Genomic DNA, 22,310 nt, shown 5'->3' with positions numbered 1-22,310 from the left:
ACCTAAGTGGTCCAGACCTCTTGCGCTACCCCGAGATGTTTCCGGGAGCTTACGACTTCGTCAGGTGCCGTTCAGTTGTTCGCATCGCCGTTCGCCTGGCCCTGCCGGGCCGGGGGCGCCCAGCGGTCCGCGGAGGCGAACGGGCTGACGCCGAACGGCGGCACGACGACGTCCGTCCGGGCCTCCGGGGCCACGAGGGTCGTCGTCGCCTGGAAGAGCGGCACCACCGGCGTGGCCCGCCAGAGCATCGGCTCGACGAGGGCGAGCGCGGTGTCGGAGTCGATCGAGCCGGACGACGCACCGTCGAGGATCGACTGCAGGGTCGGGTCGCAGAACCCGGTGACCGAGAGCGCCTCGGAGGCCTCCGGCGTGCCCTGCGCCGCGAGCGGGGCGGCGGTCGTCGTGGTCGGGGCCTGCGGGGTCGACGTCGGGGCGGCCGCGGTGGTCGTCGGCGGCGACACCGGAGAGGTGGTGGGCGGACTCGTCGTCGTCGCGGTGCGCGGCACGGCGGGCGAGACGCCCGACGTGGTGGGCGCCTGCCGGCCGGGGCACCCGACGACCGAGTCGAGGCCCGAGATCGGGTCGGCGCCGACGGGCAGCGCGAGCACGGTGACGTCGGCGACCGCCATGTCCGACGGCGACTTGGGGATGGGCGGCACCGACGTCGTCGTCTCCGTCGCCGGTGTCGTGGTGGTCGTGGCGGCGGTCGACGGGGCCGGCGGCGAGGTCGTCGTCGTGCCCGGGACGGCCGACGAGGTCAGGGGGCCGGGGGTGGAGGGCGTGGCGACCACCGAGGGGGTGTCCGACGGGATCGGCCCGCGGCCCGGCGGGAAGGGGTTGGCGCCCGCGTCGGCCACGACCGTCGTCCCGATCCCGGCGGCGTTCAGCTGCTCGGCCACCGTGGTGACCAGGCGGCCGTAGGGCGAGACCTGCGACGGCGCGGCGAGCCGCAGCCGCAGCGGCGTCCCGTCCCGGGTCCACCGGCCGTCCGGCCCGAGCAGGTACCCGGCCTGGGCGAGCAGCCGCGTGGCGGCCGCCCGGTCGGGCGCGCGGGCGGGCGAGTCGGCCGTGATCGTGGGCCGGTAGCCGGGCTGGCTCGGCGCCGTGGCGAACGCGTCCGCGCGCAGGGCGGCGCCGGGACCGCCGCCGGCCCCCGCCGTGATCAGCGCGTCCCGGTCGAGCAGGGAGACGACCGCCCGACGGACCCGTGGGTCGGCGAGCGGGCCGTCGTCCGAGCGCAGCGCGAGCTCGACGAGCTGCGCCTCGGGCACGGTGCGCACCGCGAGCGGCCCGGCGGGTCCCGGAGGGGCTCCGGCCAGCGCGGTCAGCGCGGCGAGGTCGCTGCCGTCGGAGCGGAACTGGGTCGCCTGCACGTCCCCGGTCCGCACGCGGTCGATCAGCGAGGCGTGGTCGGCGGCCTGCAGCACGATCTGGTCCGGGACACCGGGGGTGCCCCAGTAGACGCTGTTGCGGACCAGGGTCACCTGGCCGCGGATGCGGTCGACGAGCCGCACCGCGTAGGGCCCGCCGGAGACCGGGATGCTGTCCTGCAGCGCGCCGCCCCACGAGCCGGGGGCGATGTTGAGCAGGTGGGCGGGCAGCAGGTGGTCGAACAGCGTCTGCCACGCCGGGTAGGGCCGGTCGAAGACGACGTCGACCGCCTTCCCGCCGGCGCGGGAGCGGACGTCGGAGATCGCCCGGTAGCCCGCGGCGTCGACCACACCGGGCTGGGAGCGCATCTGCTGCCAGAGGTAGACGAAGTCCTCGGCGGCGATCGGGGCGTTGTCGCTCCAGGCCGCGGCCGGGGCGATCTCGTAGGACACGGTGTACGGGCGGGTGGAGGAGACCCGCGCCGAGGTGACGACCGTCGTGTCCGGGCGCCGCACCCCGTCCGGGCCGACCCGGAACGCGCTCGGCAGGACCAGGGAGGCCATGGTGCGGCTCGTCGGCGTGAGGTCGGCGATGCGGTGCGGGTTGAACCCGATCCCCAGGTCGTCCACACCGATGCGCAGCTGCGTCGGGTCCGGCTCGAGCTGCGGCTGGGGGCGCGAGGCGGTGGTCGGCGCCTGCCCCACCACCGGCGGGGGCGACGACGAACACCCGGCCAGCACCAGCAGACCGGCGAGCACGGCGACCAGGAGGGCTCTCATGACGGGGCGGTGCGCTGGTGCCTCTCCGACTCGGCGAGCAGGGGTGAGCCATCGTGACACGCGGGCCCGTCGGACCCGCGTGCGGCCCTTTCGTGTTCGCGGTCGCTCAGGTTAGCCTCACCTCATGGGCAAGCGTGCTCCGTCGACGTGGGTGGACACCCTCGCGCGGCTGCGTCCGCGCGACCGGGCCGCCGCCGCGGTGGTGCCGCCGCGGCCGACGCCGGTGCGGGTGGTCGTCGACCCCGCCCGGGCCTGCGCGCTCACCGGCGCCAAGCGGGCGAAGAAGAAGTGCTGCCGCTCCACGCCGCGGTGCAAGGGCTGCCCCGTGGTCCTCATGCGCGCCGCCCGCGCCGCCGAGTCCGGGCTCACCGGCAAGGACCTCGCCAAGGCCGTCAAGCGCGCCCGCGCCGCCTGACGGCCGTCCCGGTTCACCCCTCCAGCGCCGCGCGCAGCGCCGGCAGCAGCACCTCGTCGGCCGGCAGCCAGGCCACCGTGTCGAGCTCGTCGGCCGTCACCCAGCGCAGCGCGAGGTGCTCCAGCGCGACCGGTACGGCGCCGTTCGCCGGGCGACACCGGTAGAAGCGGAGCACGAGCGACTCGCCCGCCCGGCCGGTGACCGGTACGTCGGGCCCCAGCCGCCCCTCGACGACGACCGCGTAGGACAGCTCCTCGTGCAGCTCGCGCACCACCGCGTCGGCCTCGGACTCGCCGTCCTCGACCGACCCGCCCGGGAGCTCCCACCGGCCCCGCATGTCCGGCGGCTCGGCCCGCTGCGCGACGAGCAGCCGCCCGCCGTCCACCACCGCGGCCCCCACCACGATCTTCACGGTCGTCCCCCCCGTCGTCGGTGATCGCGTGCATCATGACCCGCATGGCCGACCTGCTCTCCGACGACGCCGTCTCCAGCGCCCTCGCCGACCTCCCGGGCTGGGAGCGCGACGGCGACTCCCTCGTGCGCACCGCGCAGCTGCCGAGCTTCCCGGCGGCGATCGCCGTGGTCGACGCGGTCGCCCAGGAGGCGGAGTCCGTCGACCACCATCCGGACATCGACATCCGGTACTCGACGCTCACCTTCCGGCTCTCGACGCACTCCGAGGGTGGCCTCACCGCGAAGGACCCCGACCTCGCCCGGCGGATCTCCGCCGCGATCGACCAGCACGCGTAGCCCACTGCGCTCCGCCGGGTTCCTGGCCGTCCTCGTCGCGACCTTCGCGGCGTTCGGCGGCTACGCCCTGCTGCTGCCGGTCCTGCCCCTCTGGGCTGCGGCCGGCGGCTCCGGGCCGGGCCTCGCCGGCTCGGTCACGGGCGTGTTCATGGCCGCGACCGTCGTCTCGCAGCTCGGGGTGCCGGCCCTGCTGCGGGCCGCCGGGCACCGCGCCGCGCTCGCGCTGGGGGCGCTCCTCCTCGGGGCGCCGGCGGCGCTGCTGCCCCTGAGCCCCTCGCTCGGGCTGCTCGTGCCGGTCGCGATCGTGCGCGGGGTCGGCTTCGGCGTCCTCACCGTCACCGGCGCGGCCCTGGTCTCCGATCTCGTCGACCCGCGGGTGCGCGGCCGCGCGACCGGGGTCTACGGCATCGCCATCGGCCTCCCGCAGCTCGGGCTGCTCACCGGCGGCGTCTGGGCGTGGTCCCGGCTCGGCCCCACCCCCGTCCTGCTGGCCGGCGCGGCGCTGCCGCTGCTCGCCCTGCCCGCGATGCTGCTGCTCCCCCGGCGGGTCTTCCCCGTTCCCGACGACCGGTCGGGGCCGGTCCCCGGGTCCTCCCGGCCCCTGCCGTGGCGCCACGTCGTCGGGCCGTGGCTCGTGATGCTGGTGTGCGCGGCGAGCGCCGGCGGCGTCATCACCGTGCTCCCGCTCGTCGGGGCGGGCACCACCGGCACCGCGGAGCTCTCCCTGTTCGCCCTCACCCTGTTCCAGCTCGTCGGTCGCGGCGTGTCCGGCGAGCTCGGCGACCGGCTGGGCCTCGCCGGCCGCATCACCCGCCCCGCGCTCCTGCTCACCGCGCTCGGGGCGGCCGCGGCCGCGGGGGGACTGCTGGTCGGCAGCACCCCCGTCGTCGTGCTCGGCGCGGGTGTCGTGGGTCTGGGGTTCGGTGCGGTGCAGAACGACACGCTGGTGACGCTGTTCGACCGCGCGGGCCCCGGACGCTCCGGGACGGCGAGCAGCGTGTGGAACACGGCCTACGACGCGGGCACCGGGGTGGGCGCCACCGCGCTCTCGGCCGTGCTGGGCGCGGCGGGGGCACCGTGGTCGTTCGCGGTGGCGGCGGCCGCCTGCCTGCTGGTCCTCGGTGGGACCTGGACACGCGCTGCGACCACGGCTCGGACGGTCGGGTGAACCCTCGGCCGCTGCGGTCCGCCGCCGTAATGACGGGCGCGGACCGCCCGATCACGGGGGCGTGCGCCGGATCCTGCTCGCCGTGGCGGCGGGCGCCCTCGCGATGATGGTGGTGGCCCAGCTGGCCACCGTGCTCACCCGCGTCGCGGAGGACGCGGACGCCTCGACCGTGTCGACGCCGGCCCCGGCCCCGCCGGACGGCGCCGGGCCCACCGTGCCGCTCGCCCCGGTGGCCGTTGTCGACGCGGTGCGGCCGCCGGCCCCGGCGCCGTCGACCGTCCCTGCAGCCCCGTCGTCCGGTGCGGCTCCGGACGCGCCCGACGGTGCCGCCGCGACCCGCGCACCCGAGCCCACCGACGCGTCGTCGGGAACGGCGCCGTCGACGGCGGGCCCGGCCCCGGCACCGGGGGCCGCCGCCCCCGCGGCGTCGGCCGCCCCGGCGGCGACCCGGTCACCCGAGCCGATCGCGCGGGTGTGCCTGAAGGTCGTCGCCGGCCTCTGCGTGCAGCTCGGCTGAGCTCAGCCGGCGACGGCGGGCGTCGGCGCCGCGGCGCGCACGCCGCGGACCGAGGCCAGGCAGTCGTCGAGCAGCGCCAGCATCATCGCGTCGCGGGCCGGTCCGTCGAGCCCGGCGGCGCGGGCGGCGACGAGCAGGTGGGCGCAGGCGTGGTTGACCGGGCCGACGTGCAGCAGGGTCGCGACGCGCCCACCGGCCCCGTCCCCGGCCTCCCGCCCGGCGGCGCGGCGTGCGGCGGCCCGCTCCTGCGCGGCGTCGACGCGCCGGACCAGGCGGGCGAAGAAGCGGTTCCCGGGGTCGAGGGCGAGCCCCGCGCGGGCGACCGCGGCGAGCACGAGCGGACGCACCGGCCCGTCGGCGTCGCGGCCTGCCCCGACGAGGTCGACCGCGCGGAGTCCGAGCTGCTGGCGTACCTCGTGGCTGACGGCGTCGTTGACCTGCCAGGCGAGAGCGGCGACGGCCGGGTGCGTGCAGTGCGGGCGGTCGGTGAAGCGTTCGCCGGCCAACACGGAGACGTACTCCATGACGCAGCTCCCGGAGCGGGCGTCACGGTGGGCGCCGGCCTCCAGCACGGGGAGCCCCTCGGGCGTGGCGGACGACGGCTGCGTGGTCGGCATGGCTGCCCCCTGGAGGAACGCGGCGCGCGGAAACGTCACGAGACTAGACCGCCCGGGCGTGGATCGGGACCCCTCGACGTTCCGGGTCCGGAGGGCGTGGTAGCACCCGCCCGCTCAGCCGCCCGAGCTGAGCACCTCGGTGGCCGTGAGAGCGGCGAGGACCGTCTGCACGGTCGGGCTCACCAGCCGGACGATGTCCTGGTCGATCCCCGGCCGTACGAACCGCCCGCCGGCGATGGCACGGGCACGCCCGGCGGCCACCGACGGGTCGAGCGGGTGCAGGGCCCGGACGCGACGGCCGTGGTGGAGCAGGACGACGACCATCGCGGTGTCCTCGTCGGGATCGGCGCCGTCCAGGACCTGACGCACCACGTTGCGGTCGTGGTGCAGCGCACCGGTCTCGTGCACGCGCAGCGCCGACCCGAACACCGGCATGGCCAGGTAGCCGAAGACCCGACGCGGCTCGCGGTGGGCGAGGCCGCGCTCGACGAGCCGGTCCATCGTGCGGCGGATCATCTGGGCGCCGCGCGGGCCGGTGACGGCGTGGCCGAGGTCGCTCTTGTGCCCGCCCGGGCGCAGCAGGCCGTCGGCGACCCAGCACAGCAGCGGGTCGGTCGGCTCGACCGGACCGCGCCGGTACGAGGTCCCGGCGTCGAGCAGGGACGCGTCCAGCAGCAGCTCGACCATGGCGGCCGCGACGAGCAGTCCGGCCGGCTCGGTGAGGCTCGAGACGGGGCGGCCGTCCTCGTCGCCGAGCACCCAGGCGATGCGCTCGGGCAGGGTCAGTTCCCGGGTGGGGGCCGACCATCGTTCGGAACGCACGGCGGACAGCGTAGGCACACGACCCGGTGGGATCTCACCCGACCGGGCGCCCGGATCGACCGCTCGTCCTCACCGATCGTCGATCTCCGACCCGATCTACCGGTCGCCGCACGGAGCCGACCACCCGTCCGCGCCACACCGGCGACACGCCGGGGTCAGAGCCCGAGGGCCCGGACGGCGGCCGTCGTGGCCGCCGGGACGGCCGGCACGGCGCGGTCCGACCGCGGGTCGGCGGGCTCGGTGTAGACGGCGAGCAGCACCGGTGGGCGGCCCGGCGGCCACGTGACCGCCACGTCGTTCACCTCCCCGCCGTCGCCGCTGCCGGTCTTGTCGCCGGTGCGCCACCCGGCGGGGAGCCCGGCCCGGATGCGCTGCCAGCCCGTGGTGTTCGCGACGAGCCAGTCGAGCAACTGTCGCCGCCCGGCCTCGTCGAGCCCGGCGCCGAGCGTGCAGGCCTGCAGCGTCGCCGCCATCCGGCGCGGCGTGGACGTGTCGAGCGTGCCCTGCCGCGCGTTCAGCTCCGGCTCGTAGCGGTCGAGGCTCGTGATCCCGTCGCCGATCGAGCGCAGGTAGCCCTCGACGGCCTTCGGCCCGCCGAGCCGACGGAGCAGGAGGTTCTCGGCGGTGTTGTCGGAGACGGTGATCGCCGCGGCGCACAGCTCCCCCACCGTCAGCGACGTCGCCCGTGAGGTCGTCGGCGAGTTCCGCACCAGGTCGGCCGGCGTGTAGCGCACCACCTCGTCGAGCGGCACCCGCGCCGCGAGGATCGCCGCGGCGGTCGGCATCTTCGACGTCGAGCAGAGCAGGAAGCGCTCGTCGGCCCGGTGGCCCGCGGTCCGGCCGGTCGCGGTGTCGAGGGCGAACACCCCGAGCCGACCGCCCATCGCCACTTCGATGGGCGCGAAGGGGTCGGTCCCGACGGCGGGGGTGGTCGTCGGGGCGGGTGCCGGCGTGTTCGCGGCGCAGCCGCCGGCGAGGACGGCGGCACCCGCGGCACCAAGGGCGAGGACCCGTCGTCGGGAAGTGGTCATGATCGGCAGCGAAGCAGGACGAAGCGGACCTGTCGAAGTCCGTATGACTGCCCGCTTGATGTCGCAGCGGCTATCGTCGCTGCTCGTGGACCTGCTGCGGCACGTGACGTTCTTCGTGACGATCGCCGAGGAGCGACACTTCGGGCGCGCCGCCGACCGGCTCGGGATGACGCAGCCACCGCTGTCGCAGGGCCTGCGGCGCCTCGAGTCGCACCTCGGGGCGCGGCTGTTCGAGCGCAACGCCCGCGAGGTCACGCTGACCCCGGCCGGGCGGGCGCTGCTCGGTCCCGCCGAGACGTTCGTGGCCGCGGCCGGCGCCCTGCGCCGCAGCGCCCTCGAGCAGGGCGACGCGGGGTCCACGGTCCGGCTCGGGGTGGTCGGCGCCCTGCGGCCGGACGTGGTGGCCGCCCTGGCCGCGGCCGTGCGGGAGACGGCGGGGCGCGGAGTCGAGACTGCGGTGGCCCCGACCGTCGACCTGGCCGACCGGGTCGCCGCGGGCCGGTGCCACCTCGCCGTCGTCCGCCACCCCGGCGTGCTCTCCGACCTGGCGGCCGGGCCGGTCGTCCGACTCCCCACGCGGCTGCTGGTGCCTGCGGACCGGGCGGCGGGCGGCCGGGTGCGCTGGGCGGCGCTGCGCGACCTCCCCCTCGCGCTGCCGCCCCGGGCCCACCACCCGGCGGCGCACGACCAGCTGGTGGACGCCGTGGCCCGGCGCGGCGTCCGTCCCCGGGTGATCGCGGTCGAGGACGACCGGGCCGTGCTCGCCGCCGTCGCGGCCGACCGGGCGTTCACCGTCGGGCCGGACCTCGCCCCGGGTGCTCCCGGGGTCGCGGCGCTCGACCCGGCGGACCCGATCCCGGTCCGGGTCCGGGCGGTGTGGCATCCCGGCACACCGCCCGACGAGGCCGTCCGCGAGGCGGTCCTCGCGGTGCTGCGCGCGGAGGACCGGCCATGAGCCTGGCCGCCGAGGCGACGGCCGGGATCCGGGCCGTGCTGGACGACGCGGGGGTACGCGGGTCGGTGCACGCGCGGGTGGTCGGGTCCGACGGCCCGGAGCTGGGGGTCCGGGCCGACGAGCCGGTGACGATGGCCTCGGTGTTCAAGCTCCCGGTGCTGGTGGCGCTCGTGCGCGCGATCGACGCCGGCGAGCTGGACCCGCGCGCGACGGTGACGGTGGACCCGTCGTCGCGGACGGACGGCCCGACCGGGCTGTCGGTGCTCGCCGACCCCGTGACGATGTCGCTGCGCGACCTCGCCACGTCGATGACCACGGTGTCCGACAACGCCGCCGCGGACGTGCTGCTCGACGTGCTCGGGCTGCCGCGGGTGCACGCGGCGCTGGCGGACCTCGGCATCGCGCACACGCGGGTGGAGCGGGCCGACGCGACGTTCGCCGCCCTCGCCGCGCAGCTGGGCGTGAGCGACCCCGCGGCGACCGCGGACCGTCTCGCCGACCCCGACGACCCGCCGCCGCCCTCGGCGTACGACCCGGTGCTCGGCAGTGCCACGACGCCGCGCGACATGACCTCGCTGCTCTCGCTGCTCTGGACCGACGGCGCGGCGTCCCCGGTCGGGTGCGCCTTCGCACGGCGGCTGCTGGGCCTGCAGGTCTCGCGCACCCGGATCGCGTCGGGCTTCCCGTTCGACGAGGTCCGGTGCTCCGGCAAGACCGGGACGCTCGGCGCCCTGCGCAACGAGGTGGGAGTGGTCGAGTTCCCGGGCGAGGCCCCGGTGGCGGTCGCGGTGTTCACCCTCGCCGCCCGACCGGAACGGGTGCTCCCCCGGGTCGACGCGGCGATCGGGGAGGTCGCCCGGCTGGCGGTCACGGCCCTCCGTCTGGGTGACTGAGCGCACAGCCGGGCATCGGCGGTGGGCGATCGCGGTTCTCCGCGGACATGAGCACCGCTGACAAGGCCCGGGACCTGCAGGCGCTGCACGCCGCGCCGGAACTGCTGCGCGTCGTGAACGTCTGGGACGCCATCACCGCGAAGGTTGTCGCCGACATCCCCGGCACGAAGGCCCTCGCGACCGCCAGCCACGGCATCGCGGCCTCGCGGGGCTACCCCGACGGGGAGGTCATCCCCCGCGACGAGATGATCGCCGAGGTCGGCCTGATCGCCCGCCAGACCTCGCTGCCGGTCTCCGCCGACCTCGAGGCCGGCTACGGCGACCCGGGCGGCACGATCGCCCGCGCGATCGGCGTCGGGATCGTCGGCGCGAACCTCGAGGACCAGATGAAGCCGCTCCCGGACGCGGTGAAGGCCGTGGAGGCGGCGGTCGCGGCGGCACAGACCGAGGGCGTGGACTTCGTCCTGAACGCGCGCACCGACGCCTTCCTCAAGGTGGGCGACCCGGCCGAGGCCCTGAAGGAGGCCGTCGAGCGCGGCCGCGCCTACCTCGACGCGGGCGCGTCGAACGTCTTCGTGCCCGGCAAGCTCGACGAGGCGCAGTGGACCGAGCTGGTCTCCGCACTCGGCGAGCGCACGGTCAACATGATCGGCATCCCCGGGTCGATCTCGCAGGAGGCGGCGCAGCGCATCGGGCTCGCCCGGATCTCCTTCGGCCCGTGGTCGCAGAACACCGCGCTGACCGCGCTCGCCGAGCTGGCCGAGCGCGCCTACGACGGTGGTGGTCTCGCCGAGGGCGTGCGGAAGCTGAACTAGAGGTGGCTTCGCCCTGTGAGTACTCATCCGTGCTCTGGCACGGATGAGTACTCACAGGCGTAGCACCTCCCACGGTGTGAGGACCTACGGTCCGCGCCGTGGACGAACGGACGTGGACGGTCGGCGAACTCGCCGCGGCCTCCGGCCTGTCGGTACGGGTGCTGCGGCACTGGGACGAGGTCGGGATCGTCCGGCCGGGACGGACGCCGAGCGGGCACCGCCGCTACGGCTCGCCGGAGATCACGCGGCTCTACCGCGCCCTCGCCCTGCGCCGCACCGGGCTGGGTCTCGAGGCGATCGGGCGGGCGCTGGACGAGCAGACCCCCGATCCGACGGCCGTGCTGGAGGATCATCTCGCGCAGCTCGAGACCGAGATCGAGCGGTCGGTCCGGTTGCGTGACCGGCTCCGCGCGGCCCTGTCGGACGACGGCTCGGTGATGGCCGTGATCTCCGCGATGACCATGGTCGACGGGTACGTGCACGGTTACCGCGCCGAGGAGGGCTCACGGCTGGCCGACCAGGCCGAGGCGCTCGAGGACCTGCTCCACCACGACACCGCCTTCCCCGCCGGCAGCCACGTCCTCGAGGTCGGCTGCGGCGTCGGCGCGCAGACCGCCGTGATCGCACGGCGCAGCCCCGGCGCCCGGATCACCGCCATCGACATCTCCGCCGACTCGCTCGCCCGGGCCCGGCGCCGGGTGCGCTCGGCCGGCCTCGCCGCCGGCGTCACCTTCCGCCGGCTCGACGTCCGCGACCTTCCCGACGCCGGGATCGGTCCGGTCGACCACGTCGTCGTCTGCTTCGTGCTGGAACACCTGTCGGCCCCGCTCGGGGTGCTGCGGACGCTCCGCTCGGCGCTGCGTCCGGGCGGCACGATCACCGTGATCGAGGGCGACCACGCCTCGGTGGCGTTCACCCCCGACAGCCCCGCGGCGCGGGCGGCGATCGACTGCCAGGTCGTGCTCCAGCGCCAGGCGGGCGGCGACGCGATGATCGGTCGCCGACTCGGGACGCTGCTGGCCGAGGCGGGCTTCGCCGACGTCACCACGTCGCCCCGCGAGGTGCGGGTCGACGACGCCGGGCCCGCCGACGCGTTCGTGCTGCGCACCTTCACCGCGATGATCGCCGGGGTCCGCGAACCCGCCGTCGCGGCCGGACTGACCACGCCCGACGCCTTCGATGCCGGGCTCGCCGACCTCCGCCGCACCGCCGAGCCCGGCGGGACATTCCGCTACACCTTCACGCGCGCCTCGGGTGTCGCACGCTGACGCTCACAGGCGCAGCACCTCCCAGCCCGCCAGGTCGGCGAGCAGCTGCCGGTCGTGGGTCGCGACGACGACGGCGGCCGGGGTCGCGAGCAGGCCCGTGGTCAGCTCGTCGACGAGCGCGGCGGAGAGGTGGTTGGTCGGCTCGTCGACGATCAGCAGGTCCGGCCGCCGGGCGAGCACGAGCGCGAGCTGGAGCCGCCGTCGCTGCCCCTGCGAGAGCCGCCCGACCGGCGTGCCGCGCGCCTCGGCGTCCAGCAGCCCGGTGGCCGCCAGCGGCACGGTGTCCGCGCCGGCCTCGCGCTCATGTAGCCGCCACGGCGGGAGCTCCGGCGGCCACGGCGGCGCCTCCTGCGCCAGGAACCCGACCCGCGCCCGGGACCGGACCAGACCCGTCGTCGGGAACAGCTCCCCGGCGAGGAGCGCGAGCAGGGTCGACTTCCCCGCGCCGTTCGGGCCGCTGACGAGCAGGCGGTCCGCCGGGCCGATCCGGATCGACCGGGGGTCGAGCCGTCCCGCGACGCCCGCCCGGTCCAGCTCCACGAGCGTCCCCGTTCCCGACGGCAGGTCCGGCCAGCGGAGCCGGGCCGGTGGCTCCGGGACGTCGAGGCGGTGCGCGGCGAGCGCCTCCTGGTCGCGCCGCAGGGCCTGGACGACGCCGGGGGCGTGCGACTGCCGCTGGTACTTCCCCGTGCCCTTGTCCGGGCGCCAGCCGGTGCCGAGTCGCTCGCGGGCCCGGCCGACGGCCTCGGTGAGGCGGCGCTGTTCGGCCTGCTGCTCGGCGTGGTCGTGCTCCCAGCGCTCGCGATCCCGACGACGCCCTGCGCGCCAGCCGTCGTAGCCGCCGGCGTACGTGCGGGGCCGGCCGTCGCGGGTGGGGTCCAGGTCGAGGACCTCCTCCGCGACGTCGCGCAGCAGCGCACGGTCGTGGCTGACCAGGGCGAACCCGCCGTCGTGCTCGCGCAGGCGGGCGGTGAGGAACCCGAGCCCGTCGGCGTCGAGGTGGTTGGTGGGTTCGTCGAGCAGCAGCAGGTCGTGCCGGGCGCCGAGCAGGCAGGCCAGGCGGACCCGGTAACGCTGGCCGACGGAGAGCGTGGCCAGCTCGCGGTCGCGGTCCGTGCAGGCGTGCAGCGCCTCGAGGGCGAGGTCCACCCGACGCTCGGCGTCCCACGCGTCCAGCTCGACGGCGCGGTCGAGCGCGGAGGCGTAGCGCTGGTCGTCGAACGGGTCCGTGGCGGCGTCGAGCTCGGCGAGTGCGACCCGCGCGGGCCCGACGGCGGCGTCGGTGAGGGTGCGGACGGTGCCGTGCGGCGCGAGGTCCTGCTGCGCGAGGCCGATCGTGCCCGTCCGGTGGACGGCGCCCGCGTCCGGCGCGAGCACGCCCGCGAGCACGTGCAGCAGGGTGGTCTTGCCGCGGCCGTTCTCGCCGACGACCGCGAGGCGGGAGCGGGCCGAGACGGTCAGCGACAGGTCGGACAGGACGCGGCGTCCGCCGAGGGTGACGTCGACGTGCTCGGCGCGGACGTGGGCGTGGGTGGATCGGTGGGTGGTGTGCACCAGGGGCTCCGGGACGTCGGAGGCGGAGCCGGGCAGCACGGATCGACCGCCCGGCGGCTGGCCGGGACGGCGGAGCGGGTCGTGGGAGAGGGCGCCGCCGTCAGCGGCGGGTGCGGAGCCTCATCGACTGGATCAACACGCCTCCGACGGTACGGGAGCACCGCAAGGCCATTGCGACTGAGCCAGTATGGTGCCATCCTGGCTCACATGGACCTGTCCCCCTTCGTCGACCGACTGGCCGACGAACTCGCCCTCGCCGCCGAGGCCGGTGGCGACGAGGCCCGTGCCGTGGCCGCCCGGCTCTCCGCCTCGCTCTCCTCGTCCGTCCGGCTCGTCCTGCTCGAGGCACTCGCGGAGGCCGCCGACGAGATCACCCGGGACCTCGCACCCGGCTCCGTCGAGGTGCGCCTGCGCGGCCGGGAGCCGGGCTTCGTCGTCGTGCCGCCCGTCACTGAGCCAGACCCGGCGCCGTCCGGAGCCACCGCTGAGCCGGAGGTCGAGACCACGCTGGAGCTCGACGCCGGCCCCACCACGCGCATCAATCTCCGCCTGCCCGACGCGCTGAAGGCCCGGGTCGAGGAGGCCGCCGGCCGCGAGCACCTCTCGACCAACGCCTGGCTGGTGCGGGCCGCCTCGGCCGCCCTCGCCACCGGGACCGGGGACGCCGCCTCGCCCCGCGGGCGGCGCGCCCGGCAGAGCTTCACCGGGTGGGTCCGATGACCCGGGACCAGGAGGGACCCATGACCCGCTACGACACTCCCGACCCCGTCGAGGTGAACCTCACGGCCGTCTCGGCCGACCTGACCGTCCGCGCCTCGGACCGGACCGACACGGTCGTGGTGATCACCCCCGGCGACCTCGGGGACGACGACGACCTCGCGGCCGCCGAGCGCACGCGGGTCGACCTCGTCGGGACCACGCTGACGATCACCGGCGCCCGGCTCCTGCGCCGCTTCCGACCGACCGGCGGTGGCGGCAGCATCGACGTCACCGTGGACCTGCCCACCGGGTCGGCGCTCCGCGCGGAAGGGCAGGTCCTCGACGTCCGGACCACCGGCACGCTCGGGACCTGTCGTGTGAAGACGTCGGTCGGCGCGCTGGCACTCGACGTCGTCGGCGACGCGGAACTCGCGACCACCGGCACCATGGTCGTCTCTCGGGTCGACGGCGACGCCACGCTCGCCGGCACCGGTCGGATCCACGTGGGCCGGGTCCGCGGACGGGTCGCGGTGACGAACAGCAACGGGGCGACCGTGGTCGGCTCGGCCGGGGCAGCGGTCACCGCCCGCTCCGCGAACGGCGACATCACCGTCACCGACCCGCACTCCGACGTGCAGGCCCGCACGGCGAACGGCGACGTCGTGGTGGACGGCATCACGCGGGGCGAGGTCGACGTCGCGACCAGCAACGGGCGGGTGGAACTCGCCCTGCGCCGGGGCAGCGCCGCCCATCTCGACGTCTCCACCCGCTTCGGGCACATCGACAATCGGCTCGACTCCATCGACGCGCCGGGCGACGCGACCGAGACCGCCGCCGTGCGGGCCCGCACATCGCTCGGCGACATCGTGCTGCGCCACGCCGACCCGCTCGTCGAGGAGGAGTCCGCATGAGCCCCGCCGTCCCCTGACAGCAAAGCGTCACTGCTGGCGTCCAGTGACAGCTTTGCCGCATCGTCGCAGGTGATGGGCTCGATTCAGCCGTGATTGTCGGGGGTCGCTGCTAGCTTGCGAACATGAGTTCGAACGAGGCGGTGGACCCGGTCAGCGCGGAGCTGACCGCGTTGCTCACGCGCCTCGCCGAACTCGCCGAGCTCCCCACCGATCCGGAGTCCGATGGTGGTGCGGCGTGCATCGACCGGATCGCCCTGCTCGAACGCGCCCGTTCGGCGGTGGCGGCGGCGCGGCACACCGCGATCGTCGCCTTCGGCCGCGCCCAGGTCGAAGAACAGATTGAACTCGTCGCGCAGGGTCGGTTGGACCCGGAGAAGCTCGGTCGCGGGATCGCCGACCAGATCGCGTTGGCCGCCCACGTCTCCCCCTACGTCGGAGACCGCCGGCTCGGGGTCGCGCGGGCGCTGGCGAGCGACCTGCCCGGTACCCGGGCGCTGCTGGTGGCGGGGCGCATCAGCGAGCAGCTCGCCGAACACATCGTCTCCACCACGTCGCACCTCGATCCGGAGACCCGCGCGGTGGTGGACAAGCAGCTCGCCGAGACCGGCCTGGAGGACATGGGCCGAAAGCAGGCCGAGGCGGCGGTCAAGAAACTCGCCTACGAAGCCGACCCACAAGGGTTCACCGACCGCGCCCGGAAAGCCCGCAAAGACCGGCGGGTCACGCTACGCCCGGCCCCGGACACCATGAGCGTCCTCTCGGGCCTGCTGCCGGTCGAGCAGGGTGTCGCCTGCATCGCCGCACTCCGCACATACGCCGACTCGTTGATCGCGACCGGGGACACCGACGACCGCACCCGCGACCAGATCATCTGTGAGTGTCGCCGACACCCTGGTCGAGCGGCTCACCGGACAGGTCTACGCCGAGGACGTCAACGTCGAAGTCGGGATCGTCCTGCCGCTCGACGCGATCACCGACCCCGACAGCACCAGCACCGGCGAACTCGTCGGCCACGGCCCGCTCCCGGCCGGGATCGTCACCGACCTGCTCCGCTACACCGGCGGGCACCGCTGGTGGCGGCGCCTGTTCGCCCACCCCGCCCACGGCACCCTCGTCGGCGGCGACCCCACCCGCCGCTACTTCGACGGGTTCCTCGCCAAACTGATCGCGTTCCGCGACCACGGCATGTGCCGCGACCCCTTCTGCGGAGCCCCGATCCGACACACCGACCACATCACAGGCAAGAAGGCCGGCGGCCCCACCAGCCTCGGCAACGGGCGCGGCAACTGCGTGCGCGGCAACCACCTCAAAGAACTGCCCGGCTGGATCACCGAACTGCTCCACGACGGATTCGGACCCCACCCCCACACGTCCGCACCACCACCCCCACCGGCCACACCTACACCAGCCGCGCCGGACCATGACCGGCCGCCCCGAGCCATGCCTCGACCCCGGCGAGCGCCACGTCCCGCACGGACGGCGGCGCCGCCGAGCCGAGCAACGACGCCCGGGCGACGCCGGCGAGCTCCGCGTCGGTCAGACCCAGCTGCCGCGCGAACTCGTACTCGCGCGCCAGCCCGGTGCTGAACAGCAACGTGTCGTCGGCGTTCACCGAACACGGGACACCGGCGTGGACCAGAGCCGGCAGAGGGTGCGACACCAGGTCGGGTACCACCCCGAGCGCGACGTTCGAGCTGATCCCGACGTCGAGCGTCGTCCCCCGGTCCGCCAGCTCGCGGACGAGCTCAGGGTCCTCGACGGCCCGCACGCCGTGCATGAGTCGGTCCGGGCGCAGCACCCGCAGGTCCTCCCGGATCGACTCCGGGCCGCAGAGTTCGCCGGAGTGCGGCACGACGAGCAGGTCGGCGTCGCGGGCGATCGCCGCCGCCCAAGCGAAGGGCGCGACCGGGGCGGTCTCGTCCCCCGCGAGCCCGAGCCCGACCACGCCGCGGTCGGCCCACGCCGCGGCCAGCAACGCCATCCGGTCCGGGTCGGCGGCGTCCCGCTCCCGGTCGATCCCGACCACGACACCCGCCGGCGCAGCCGCCGAGGAGACCGCGTCGCAGACGACCTCCATCGTCGCCTCATCGGAGCCCGTCACCCCGCGGAGGCGGCCGGACGGCGAGACGCTCACCTCGGTCCACGCCGCACCGTCCGCAGCCGAGTCCTCGACGAGCTCGACGACGAGCCGGTGCAGGTCCTCCGGCCCGCGCAGCACGTCCTTCGTGCTCCGGTACGCGGCGACGTACGCCTCCCACGAGCCGTACCGCGACGGGAACCCGGCCGACCCGCCGAACTCCGCGTACGTCGACGGCCGGATCGAGCCCATGAGGTGGACGTGCAGGTGGGCCTTCGGCAGGGCGCTCAGGTCGCGGCTCACAGCGGCTGCAGGAACTCCAGCCGGTTGCCGAACGGGTCGTGGGCGTAGAAGCGGCGGAAGCCCGGGAAGTCGTCGTCCCACGTGACGTCACCGCCGACCCGGCGCGCCGCCTCGGCGATGTCGTACACCACGAGGCCCGGGTGGGCCTTCCGGGCCGGGGCGAACGGCTCCTCCACGCCGAGGTGCAGCTCCACCCCTCCGCCGCGGAACCACGCCCCGCCCCGGGCGGCGAGCACCGGCGGCTTCTCGACCTCGGTCATCCCCAGTGCCCCGACGAAGAACGCCCGGGCCTCGTCCTCCCGGCCCGCCGGCATCGCGAGCTGGACGTGGTGGATCCCCGTGAACACGCCGATCAGTGTCGACCCCGGACCAGGTCCAGGCCAGGTCCGTCGAGCCGGTCCAGCCCGGCGCGCCGACCGTTGAGCGCCAGGAGCATTCCCGACGACGGGCCGCGCACCTCCGGGCCCGCGCCCTCGGTCCAGCCGCAGTCGGTCGCCACCAGCCGGACGCCCGCGAACCGCTTCGCGGCCCCGACGAACGGCGCGGACCAGATGAACGGGAGGCACGGCGCCACCCGCTCGACCGGCGCGTCGACGACGTGGCCGAGCGGGATCGCGATGTCCTGCCGGTGCACGAGCAGGTCGTTGAGCGGGTCGAGCGGCCCGGACAGCCGGAGCCGCCGGTCGACACGAGCCATCTCCCGCAGCTGTCCCACCAGCTCCGCGTGGGAGAACCGGCGGGCCCGCTCCCGCGCCTCGTCCGCGAACGCCCGGTCGACGTCGCCGCGGGCCTTCACCGCCGCCCACGCGAACCGTGGGACCGTCGTCCGGGTCGACAGGGTCAGGTGCGCCGCGACGTCGCGCACCGTCCAGCCCGCGCACAACGACGGCGTCGCCCACTGCTCCTCGGTCAGCTCCTCCAGCTCGTCGGCCAGCGCGAGCCTTTCGGCCGCCACGTCGTCGAGCATCGCCACACGCGTCATGTCAGGAGGGACTCCACGACCAGGAGAGAATCATCGACCCGGTCGGGAATAGGGCCGAGGAGATCAGTTGTTCCTTCAACTGTGAAGAAGATCGGGTTCCTCTCGTTCGGGCACTGGTCGCCGTCGTCGCACTCGATGGTGCGGTCGGCGCGGGACTCGCTGCTGCAGTCGATCGACCTCGCGGTCGCCGCCGAGGAGCTCGGCGCCGACGGCGCCTACTTCCGGGTGCACCACTTCGCCCAGCAGCTCGCCTCGCCGTTCCCGCTGCTCGCCGCGGCCGGCGCGCGGACCAGCCGTATCGAGCTGGGCACCGGGATCATCGACATGCGCTACGAGAACCCGCTGTACATGGCGGAGGACGCGGGCGCGGCCGACCTCATCTCCGGCGGCCGACTCCAGCTCGGCATCAGCCGGGGCTCCCCCGAGCAGGTCATCGACGGGTACCGCTACTTCGGGTACCAGCCGGCCGAGGGGCAGACCGACGCGGACATGGCCCGCGAGCACACCCGAATCTTCCTCGACGCCCTCAAGGGCGAGGGCTTCGCGCAGCCCAACCCGCGCCCGATGTTCGCCAACCCGCCCGGGCTGCTGCGGATCGAGCCGTACTCCGAGGGGCTCCGTGAGCGCATCTGGTGGGGCGCGGGCAGCCGGGCGACCGCCGAGTGGGCCGGCGAGCAGGGCATGAACCTCATGAGCTCGACCCTGCTCACCGAGGACACCGGCGTGCCCTTCCACCGTCTGCAGGCCGAACAGATCCAGCGCTTCCGCGACGCCTGGAACGCGGCCGGGCACGAGGGCACGCCCCGCGTCTCGGTCAGCCGGAGCGTCTTCCCGATCGTCTCCGAGATCGACAAGCAGCTGTTCTGGCGCGAGCGGCACTCGACCGACCAGGTCGGGCACCTCGACGGCGGCAACGCCCGCTTCGGGAAGACCTACGCCGGCGAGCCCGACAAGCTGATCGCCGAACTCGCCGAGGACGAGGCGATCGCCGCGGCCGACACGCTGCTGCTCACGGTTCCCAACCAGCTCGGCGTGGACTACAACGCCCACGTGATCGAGAGCGTGCTGACCCACCTCGCTCCGGAGCTGGGCTGGCGCTGACCCATGCCCCGCGACCGCCCCGCCCCGCCCACCGCGATCGAGGTGCGCGGGGTCCGGCACAACAACCTGCAGGGTCTCGACGTCGACATCCCGCTGCACCGGGTCGTCGTCGTGACGGGGCTGTCGGGCTCGGGCAAGAGCTCCCTCGCCATGGGCACGCTCTTCGCCGAGGGCATGCAGCGGTTCCTCGAGGGCCTGTCGACGTTCAGCCGCCGCCGGCTCAGCCAGGCGCAGCGGCCGGACGTCGACGGGATCGCCCACCTCCCGGCGGCCCTCGCCCTGCGGCAGCGGCCGCCGGTCCCCGGGCCGCGCAGCACGGTCGGGACGATGAGCTCGGTGCTCAACGCCCTGCGCCTGGCCATGTCGCGCCTCGGCGAGCACCGCTGCCCCAACGGCCACATGGTTCCTCCCGGGGTGCACTCCTTCACGATGGACGCGGTCTGCCCGGTCTGCGGCGTCCACTTCCCGACGCCGGGTGCGGAGAGCTTCGCCTTCAACTCCACCGGGGCATGCCCGGGCTGCGACGGCGTCGGGCAGCGGTTCGAGATCGACGAGGACAGCCTCGTCCCCGACCACGACCGCACCATCGACGACGGCGCCGTCCTGCCCTGGAACAGCGGCGGCATGCGGCTCTCGCGCTACGCCGCCGCCCAGCTCGGGGTCCGGCTCGACGTCCCCTGGCGCGACCTCACCGCCGGCGAGCGGGACGTGGTGCTGCACGGCGAGCACGTGGTCCGGCGGGTCACGCTGGGCGAGGACGGACCCCGGCCGGTCACCCTCGACGTCAACTACGAGAACGCCGTCGCCGCCGTGGAACGCGCCGCCCGGTCGGACAACGCCACCACCCGCGAGCGGCAGAAGCGCTTCCTGCGCTGGGAGACCTGCCACGTCTGCCACGGCACCCGGCTCCGCCCCGAGGCCCTCGCCAGCCGCCTCGACGGCGAGGACCTCGCCACGATCTCGGCGCTGTCGCTCGACGCCCTGCAGACGTTCGCCGACGGCCTCGTCGGGAAGGCCCCGGAGGAGCTGCGCCGCCCGGCCACGACACTGGCGGCCGAGATCTCGCGGCTGATCGACCCGCTGCTGAGGCTGGGGCTGGGCTACCTCGGCCTCGACCGTGCCGGCGCCACCCTCTCGACCGGCGAGCGGCAGCGGCTGGAGCTCACCTCGACGGTCCGCGCGAACACCACCGGCATGCTCTACGTCCTCGACGAGCCCTCGGTCGGCCTCCACCCGAGCAACGTCGGCGGGCTCGTCGACACCATCCTCGCCCTGGTCGCGGGCGGGAACTCCGTGGTGATGGTCGAGCACGACGTCGAGGTCATCGCGGAGGCCGACTGGGTCGTCGAGCTCGGTCCGGGCGCCGGGTCCGCGGGCGGACGCGTCGTCGCCCAGGGCACCCCCGAGCAGGTGCGCCGCGACCCGGCCTCCCTCATCGGGCCCTTCCTGGGCGCGGAGCCCGTCACCGACCGCGAGCCGCGCCCCGTCGACGGCCCCGCGATCACCCTCGAGGTCGACGCGCTGTTCAACCTCCACGACCTGCGGGTCGAGCTGCCCGTCGGGGCGCTCACCGCGTTCGCCGGCCCGTCCGGCGCGGGCAAGAGCGCCCTGGTGGTCGACAGCCTCGTCCCGGCCCTGCGGGCGCAGCTCGCGGGCGAGGCCGCACCCGCCCACGTCCGGTTCCTGGACGCCCCCGGCATCCGCGCGCTCGCCGAGATCGACGCGACCCCCATCGGCGCGAACGCCCGCTCGACGCCCGCCACCTACTCCGGAGCGCTCGACGCGATCCGCAGGCACTTCGCGGCCACCGACGCCGCCCGCGGGCGCGGCTGGAGGGCCGGCCACTTCTCCTACAACACGACGGCGGGCCAGTGCCCGGTCTGCCTCGGGCTCGGCCACCTCGACCTCGACGTGCAGTACCTCCCCGACATCCGCGAGACCTGCCCGCGCTGCCACGGTTCGCGCTACGCCCCCGAGGTGCTCGAGGTGACCGTCGACGGGCTCACCGTCGCCGACGTCCTGGACCTGTCGGTCGAGCAGGCGCTGGAGCGGCTCGCCGGGTGGCCCGGGCTGGAGCGCCCGCTGCGGCCGATCGCCGACGTCGGCCTGGGCTACCTCCGGCTCGGGGAGGCGACGCCGTCGCTGTCCGGCGGCGAGGCCCAGCGGCTGCGGATCGCCTCGCGCCTGCGCAGCAGCCAGCGCGGGGTGCTCTACGTCTTCGACGAGCCGTCCACCGGACTGCACCCGGTGAACGTCCGCACCCTCGTCGAGGTGTTCGACCGGCTGCTCGCGGCCGGGGCGACCGTCGTCGTCATCGACCACGACCTCGACGTGCTCGCGGCCGCCGACCACGTGATCGACCTGGGCCCCGTCGGCGGTCCCGACGGCGGGCGGATCGTCGCGCAGGGCCGACCGGCCGCGGTGGCGGCCGATCCGGCGAGCGTCACGGGCCCATTCCTGGCGTCGCGGGTCAGCCGACGGCCGACGGGGCGATGACCTCGCCCGCCTGCACGCCGATGACCCGGCACGGCCGGTTCATCGCCGTCAGCGCGTGTTCGAGCACGCGCCCCACCTCCGCGACGGCGGCCCGTGCGTCCGGTGCCTCCGTGGTGCCGGTGACCTCGAGCACCCCGGCCGGCACCGTCGGGACGCCGCCGATCCCGACGAGCCGCTCGTAGAGGTCGGCGAGCCCGTCCTCGTCGAGACGGGTCAGGTCGGTCATCAGCAGGACCCGGTACTTGGCCATCCCCGGAGTGTCCCCGATCACAGGGTCACGGGCCCGCCGGGGCCTCGTCGGGCAGGTCGACGCCGTTGATCGCCCGCTCGACGAGGGCCATCAGGGCGTCCATGTCGGGCTCCGGCGCCGGGTCGGCGTCGGGATCGGGGGCCTGCAGGCTCGCGACGTGCATCCGCCCGATCTCCTGGTTGGCCGCGACGAACGGGCGCATGCGCTCCTCGTAGCGGGCGAACCCCACCGCGGGGTCCCATCCGGCCCCGGCCAGCTCGGCGGCCAGCAGGTAGGCACCGACCAGCGCGATCCCGGTGCCCTGCCCGGACATCGGGGACGCGCAGCACGCCGCGTCGCCGAGCAGCCCCACGCGCCCCTCCGACCAGCGGTCCATCACCACCTGGGCGACCTGGTCGAGGTAGAAGTCCGGGGCGTCGTCGAGGTGGGCGAGCAGGCGCGGGGTCTCCCACCCGAGGTCGGCGACCTGCCCGGGCGCAGGCCGGGCGCCCGCTCCACCACGGTGACCTCGGCCCCGTGCCGGCGCAGCCCGTGGG

At 75.4% G+C, this 22,310-nt stretch carries 23 protein-coding genes and 1 pseudogene; 13 read left to right on the top strand and 11 right to left on the bottom strand.

The window, feature by feature from the left end:
- Positions 1-71: 71 nt before the first annotated feature.
- Positions 72-2,150 carry an ABC transporter substrate-binding protein gene (locus ACQPYX_RS05340; protein WP_433801877.1) on the bottom strand — a complete coding sequence of 693 codons (2,079 nt, stop codon included), beginning with the start codon at positions 2,148-2,150 and terminating at the stop codon, positions 72-74.
- A 124-nt stretch (positions 2,151-2,274) separates the two neighbouring features.
- Between ACQPYX_RS05340 and ACQPYX_RS05335 the strand changes: the two genes are divergently transcribed.
- Entirely contained in the window at positions 2,275-2,565 is a 291-nt protein-coding gene (locus tag ACQPYX_RS05335; protein ID WP_433801876.1) for a hypothetical protein, read from the top strand.
- Between the two features lie 13 nt (positions 2,566-2,578).
- On the opposite strand, the gene ACQPYX_RS05330 is transcribed toward ACQPYX_RS05335, so the two are convergent.
- A complete protein-coding gene (locus ACQPYX_RS05330; RefSeq protein ID WP_433801875.1) occupies positions 2,579-2,977 on the bottom strand; it encodes a (deoxy)nucleoside triphosphate pyrophosphohydrolase in 399 nt (132 codons plus the stop codon).
- 44 nt (positions 2,978-3,021) lie between these two features.
- On the opposite strand from ACQPYX_RS05330, the gene ACQPYX_RS05325 reads away from it, so the two are divergent.
- The 3 genes from ACQPYX_RS05325 (at position 3,022) to ACQPYX_RS05315 (ending at position 5,000) form a co-directional block, all read left to right on the top strand.
- Positions 3,022-3,315, top strand: coding sequence for a 4a-hydroxytetrahydrobiopterin dehydratase (locus ACQPYX_RS05325; RefSeq protein ID WP_433801874.1), 294 nt, complete (start codon positions 3,022-3,024; stop codon positions 3,313-3,315).
- Positions 3,248-4,483 carry an MFS transporter gene (locus ACQPYX_RS05320; RefSeq protein WP_433801873.1) on the top strand — a complete coding sequence of 412 codons (1,236 nt, stop codon included), beginning with the start codon at positions 3,248-3,250 and terminating at the stop codon, positions 4,481-4,483. Before ACQPYX_RS05325 ends, ACQPYX_RS05320 begins: the two co-directional genes overlap by 68 nt.
- Before the next feature lie 61 nt (positions 4,484-4,544).
- On the top strand, positions 4,545-5,000 hold the full coding sequence (locus tag ACQPYX_RS05315) for a hypothetical protein (protein WP_433801872.1): 456 nt from the start codon (positions 4,545-4,547) through the stop codon (positions 4,998-5,000).
- A 2-nt stretch (positions 5,001-5,002) separates the two neighbouring features.
- On the opposite strand, the gene ACQPYX_RS05310 is transcribed toward ACQPYX_RS05315, so the two are convergent.
- From ACQPYX_RS05310 to bla, 3 genes are all read right to left on the bottom strand, one after another.
- On the bottom strand, positions 5,003-5,617 hold the full coding sequence (locus ACQPYX_RS05310) for a hypothetical protein (RefSeq protein ID WP_433801871.1): 615 nt from the start codon (positions 5,615-5,617) through the stop codon (positions 5,003-5,005).
- A gap of 114 nt (positions 5,618-5,731) precedes the next feature.
- Positions 5,732-6,439 carry a GPP34 family phosphoprotein gene (locus ACQPYX_RS05305; RefSeq protein WP_433801870.1) on the bottom strand — a complete coding sequence of 236 codons (708 nt, stop codon included), beginning with the start codon at positions 6,437-6,439 and terminating at the stop codon, positions 5,732-5,734.
- Positions 6,440-6,594: 155 nt separating this feature from the next.
- On the bottom strand, positions 6,595-7,470 hold the full coding sequence (bla, locus tag ACQPYX_RS05300; RefSeq protein WP_433801869.1) for a class A beta-lactamase: 876 nt from the start codon (positions 7,468-7,470) through the stop codon (positions 6,595-6,597).
- An 85-nt stretch (positions 7,471-7,555) separates the two neighbouring features.
- On the opposite strand from bla, the gene ACQPYX_RS05295 reads away from it, so the two are divergent.
- The 4 genes from ACQPYX_RS05295 to ACQPYX_RS05280 all read left to right on the top strand — a co-directional run bounded on the left by ACQPYX_RS05295 (position 7,556) and on the right by ACQPYX_RS05280 (position 11,401).
- Positions 7,556-8,425, top strand: coding sequence for a LysR family transcriptional regulator (locus tag ACQPYX_RS05295; protein WP_433801868.1), 870 nt, complete (start codon positions 7,556-7,558; stop codon positions 8,423-8,425).
- Positions 8,422-9,318 (top strand): serine hydrolase, encoded by an 897-nt coding sequence (locus ACQPYX_RS05290; RefSeq protein WP_433801867.1) that lies wholly within the window; start codon positions 8,422-8,424, stop codon positions 9,316-9,318. Before ACQPYX_RS05295 ends, ACQPYX_RS05290 begins: the two co-directional genes overlap by 4 nt.
- 47 nt (positions 9,319-9,365) lie before the next feature.
- Entirely contained in the window at positions 9,366-10,133 is a 768-nt protein-coding gene (locus ACQPYX_RS05285; protein ID WP_433801866.1) for an isocitrate lyase/PEP mutase family protein, read from the top strand.
- A 98-nt stretch (positions 10,134-10,231) separates the two neighbouring features.
- Positions 10,232-11,401: a methyltransferase gene (locus ACQPYX_RS05280; protein ID WP_433801865.1), complete on the top strand. Its 1,170-nt coding sequence runs from the start codon at positions 10,232-10,234 to the stop codon at positions 11,399-11,401.
- A gap of 3 nt (positions 11,402-11,404) precedes the next feature.
- Here ACQPYX_RS05280 and ACQPYX_RS05275 read toward each other — a convergent pair whose 3' ends face one another.
- Positions 11,405-12,958, bottom strand: coding sequence for an ABC-F family ATP-binding cassette domain-containing protein (locus ACQPYX_RS05275; protein ID WP_433803674.1), 1,554 nt, complete (start codon positions 12,956-12,958; stop codon positions 11,405-11,407).
- Positions 12,959-13,162: 204 nt separating this feature from the next.
- Here ACQPYX_RS05275 and ACQPYX_RS05270 point away from each other — a divergent pair, with 204 nt between their 5' ends.
- The 3 genes from ACQPYX_RS05270 (at position 13,163) to ACQPYX_RS05260 (ending at position 15,989) form a co-directional block, all read left to right on the top strand.
- On the top strand, positions 13,163-13,675 hold the full coding sequence (locus ACQPYX_RS05270) for a hypothetical protein (RefSeq protein ID WP_433801864.1): 513 nt from the start codon (positions 13,163-13,165) through the stop codon (positions 13,673-13,675).
- Positions 13,676-13,695: 20 nt separating this feature from the next.
- On the top strand, positions 13,696-14,565 hold the full coding sequence (locus ACQPYX_RS05265) for a DUF4097 family beta strand repeat-containing protein (RefSeq protein ID WP_433801863.1): 870 nt from the start codon (positions 13,696-13,698) through the stop codon (positions 14,563-14,565).
- A 122-nt stretch (positions 14,566-14,687) separates the two neighbouring features.
- Positions 14,688-15,989, top strand: a complete 1,302-nt coding sequence (locus ACQPYX_RS05260; RefSeq protein WP_433801861.1) for a DUF222 domain-containing protein — start codon at positions 14,688-14,690, stop codon at positions 15,987-15,989.
- On the opposite strand, the gene ACQPYX_RS05255 is transcribed toward ACQPYX_RS05260, so the two are convergent.
- Genes ACQPYX_RS05255 through ACQPYX_RS05245 form a run of 3 tightly spaced genes read right to left on the bottom strand, consistent with a single transcriptional unit; the run spans position 15,965 to position 17,927 of the window.
- The gene (locus tag ACQPYX_RS05255) at positions 15,965-16,945 is read right to left on the bottom strand and encodes an adenosine deaminase family protein (protein WP_433801860.1); all 981 of its coding nucleotides are present in this window, start codon (positions 16,943-16,945) and stop codon (positions 15,965-15,967) included. The two genes, ACQPYX_RS05260 and ACQPYX_RS05255, sit on opposite strands and share 25 nt — an antisense overlap.
- Positions 16,942-17,292 carry a glyoxalase gene (locus ACQPYX_RS05250; protein WP_433801859.1) on the bottom strand — a complete coding sequence of 117 codons (351 nt, stop codon included), beginning with the start codon at positions 17,290-17,292 and terminating at the stop codon, positions 16,942-16,944. Before ACQPYX_RS05250 ends, ACQPYX_RS05255 begins: the two co-directional genes overlap by 4 nt.
- 5 nt (positions 17,293-17,297) lie before the next feature.
- The gene (locus ACQPYX_RS05245) at positions 17,298-17,927 is read right to left on the bottom strand and encodes a maleylpyruvate isomerase family mycothiol-dependent enzyme (protein ID WP_433801858.1); all 630 of its coding nucleotides are present in this window, start codon (positions 17,925-17,927) and stop codon (positions 17,298-17,300) included.
- Between the two features lie 81 nt (positions 17,928-18,008).
- On the opposite strand from ACQPYX_RS05245, the gene ACQPYX_RS05240 reads away from it, so the two are divergent.
- Positions 18,009-19,028 carry an LLM class flavin-dependent oxidoreductase gene (locus ACQPYX_RS05240; protein ID WP_433801857.1) on the top strand — a complete coding sequence of 340 codons (1,020 nt, stop codon included), beginning with the start codon at positions 18,009-18,011 and terminating at the stop codon, positions 19,026-19,028.
- A 3-nt stretch (positions 19,029-19,031) separates the two neighbouring features.
- Complete coding sequence (locus ACQPYX_RS05235) at positions 19,032-21,524, top strand: excinuclease ABC subunit UvrA (RefSeq protein ID WP_433801856.1); 2,493 nt, start codon at positions 19,032-19,034, stop codon at positions 21,522-21,524.
- Here the strand turns inward: ACQPYX_RS05235 and ACQPYX_RS05230 are convergent.
- Together ACQPYX_RS05230 and ACQPYX_RS05225 are read right to left on the bottom strand one after the other, a co-directional pair.
- Positions 21,499-21,774 carry a hypothetical protein gene (locus ACQPYX_RS05230; RefSeq protein ID WP_433801855.1) on the bottom strand — a complete coding sequence of 92 codons (276 nt, stop codon included), beginning with the start codon at positions 21,772-21,774 and terminating at the stop codon, positions 21,499-21,501. The two genes, ACQPYX_RS05235 and ACQPYX_RS05230, sit on opposite strands and share 26 nt — an antisense overlap.
- Before the next feature lie 25 nt (positions 21,775-21,799).
- Positions 21,800-22,243, bottom strand: a pseudogene (locus tag ACQPYX_RS05225) (FAD-dependent monooxygenase); the annotation flags it as partial.
- Positions 22,244-22,310 lie beyond the last annotated feature (67 nt).

Source organism: Actinomycetospora sp. CA-084318 (genome assembly GCF_050955885.1).
GTDB lineage: Bacteria > Actinomycetota > Actinomycetes > Mycobacteriales > Pseudonocardiaceae > Actinomycetospora.
The sequence above is the reverse complement of the archived record's forward strand: the minus strand, read 5'-3'. Positions and strand labels throughout refer to the sequence as shown.

Excerpts from the sequence above, each read along its gene's own strand:
- ACQPYX_RS05340 (WP_433801877.1), bottom strand. The coding sequence starts at position 2,150 with ATGAGAGCCCTCCTGGTCGCCGTGCTCGCCGGTCTGCTGGTGCTGGCC.
- ACQPYX_RS05335 (WP_433801876.1), top strand. The coding sequence starts at position 2,275 with ATGGGCAAGCGTGCTCCGTCGACGTGGGTGGACACCCTCGCGCGGCTG.
- ACQPYX_RS05325 (WP_433801874.1), top strand. The coding sequence starts at position 3,022 with ATGGCCGACCTGCTCTCCGACGACGCCGTCTCCAGCGCCCTCGCCGAC.
- ACQPYX_RS05310 (WP_433801871.1), bottom strand. The coding sequence starts at position 5,617 with ATGCCGACCACGCAGCCGTCGTCCGCCACGCCCGAGGGGCTCCCCGTG.
- bla (WP_433801869.1), bottom strand. The coding sequence starts at position 7,470 with ATGACCACTTCCCGACGACGGGTCCTCGCCCTTGGTGCCGCGGGTGCC.
- ACQPYX_RS05290 (WP_433801867.1), top strand. The coding sequence starts at position 8,422 with ATGAGCCTGGCCGCCGAGGCGACGGCCGGGATCCGGGCCGTGCTGGAC.
- ACQPYX_RS05285 (WP_433801866.1), top strand. The coding sequence starts at position 9,366 with ATGAGCACCGCTGACAAGGCCCGGGACCTGCAGGCGCTGCACGCCGCG.
- ACQPYX_RS05270 (WP_433801864.1), top strand. The coding sequence starts at position 13,163 with ATGGACCTGTCCCCCTTCGTCGACCGACTGGCCGACGAACTCGCCCTC.
- ACQPYX_RS05265 (WP_433801863.1), top strand. The coding sequence starts at position 13,696 with ATGACCCGCTACGACACTCCCGACCCCGTCGAGGTGAACCTCACGGCC.
- ACQPYX_RS05260 (WP_433801861.1), top strand. The coding sequence starts at position 14,688 with ATGAGTTCGAACGAGGCGGTGGACCCGGTCAGCGCGGAGCTGACCGCG.
- ACQPYX_RS05245 (WP_433801858.1), bottom strand. The coding sequence starts at position 17,927 with ATGACGCGTGTGGCGATGCTCGACGACGTGGCGGCCGAAAGGCTCGCG.
- ACQPYX_RS05235 (WP_433801856.1), top strand. The coding sequence starts at position 19,032 with ATGCCCCGCGACCGCCCCGCCCCGCCCACCGCGATCGAGGTGCGCGGG.
- ACQPYX_RS05230 (WP_433801855.1), bottom strand. The coding sequence starts at position 21,774 with ATGGCCAAGTACCGGGTCCTGCTGATGACCGACCTGACCCGTCTCGAC.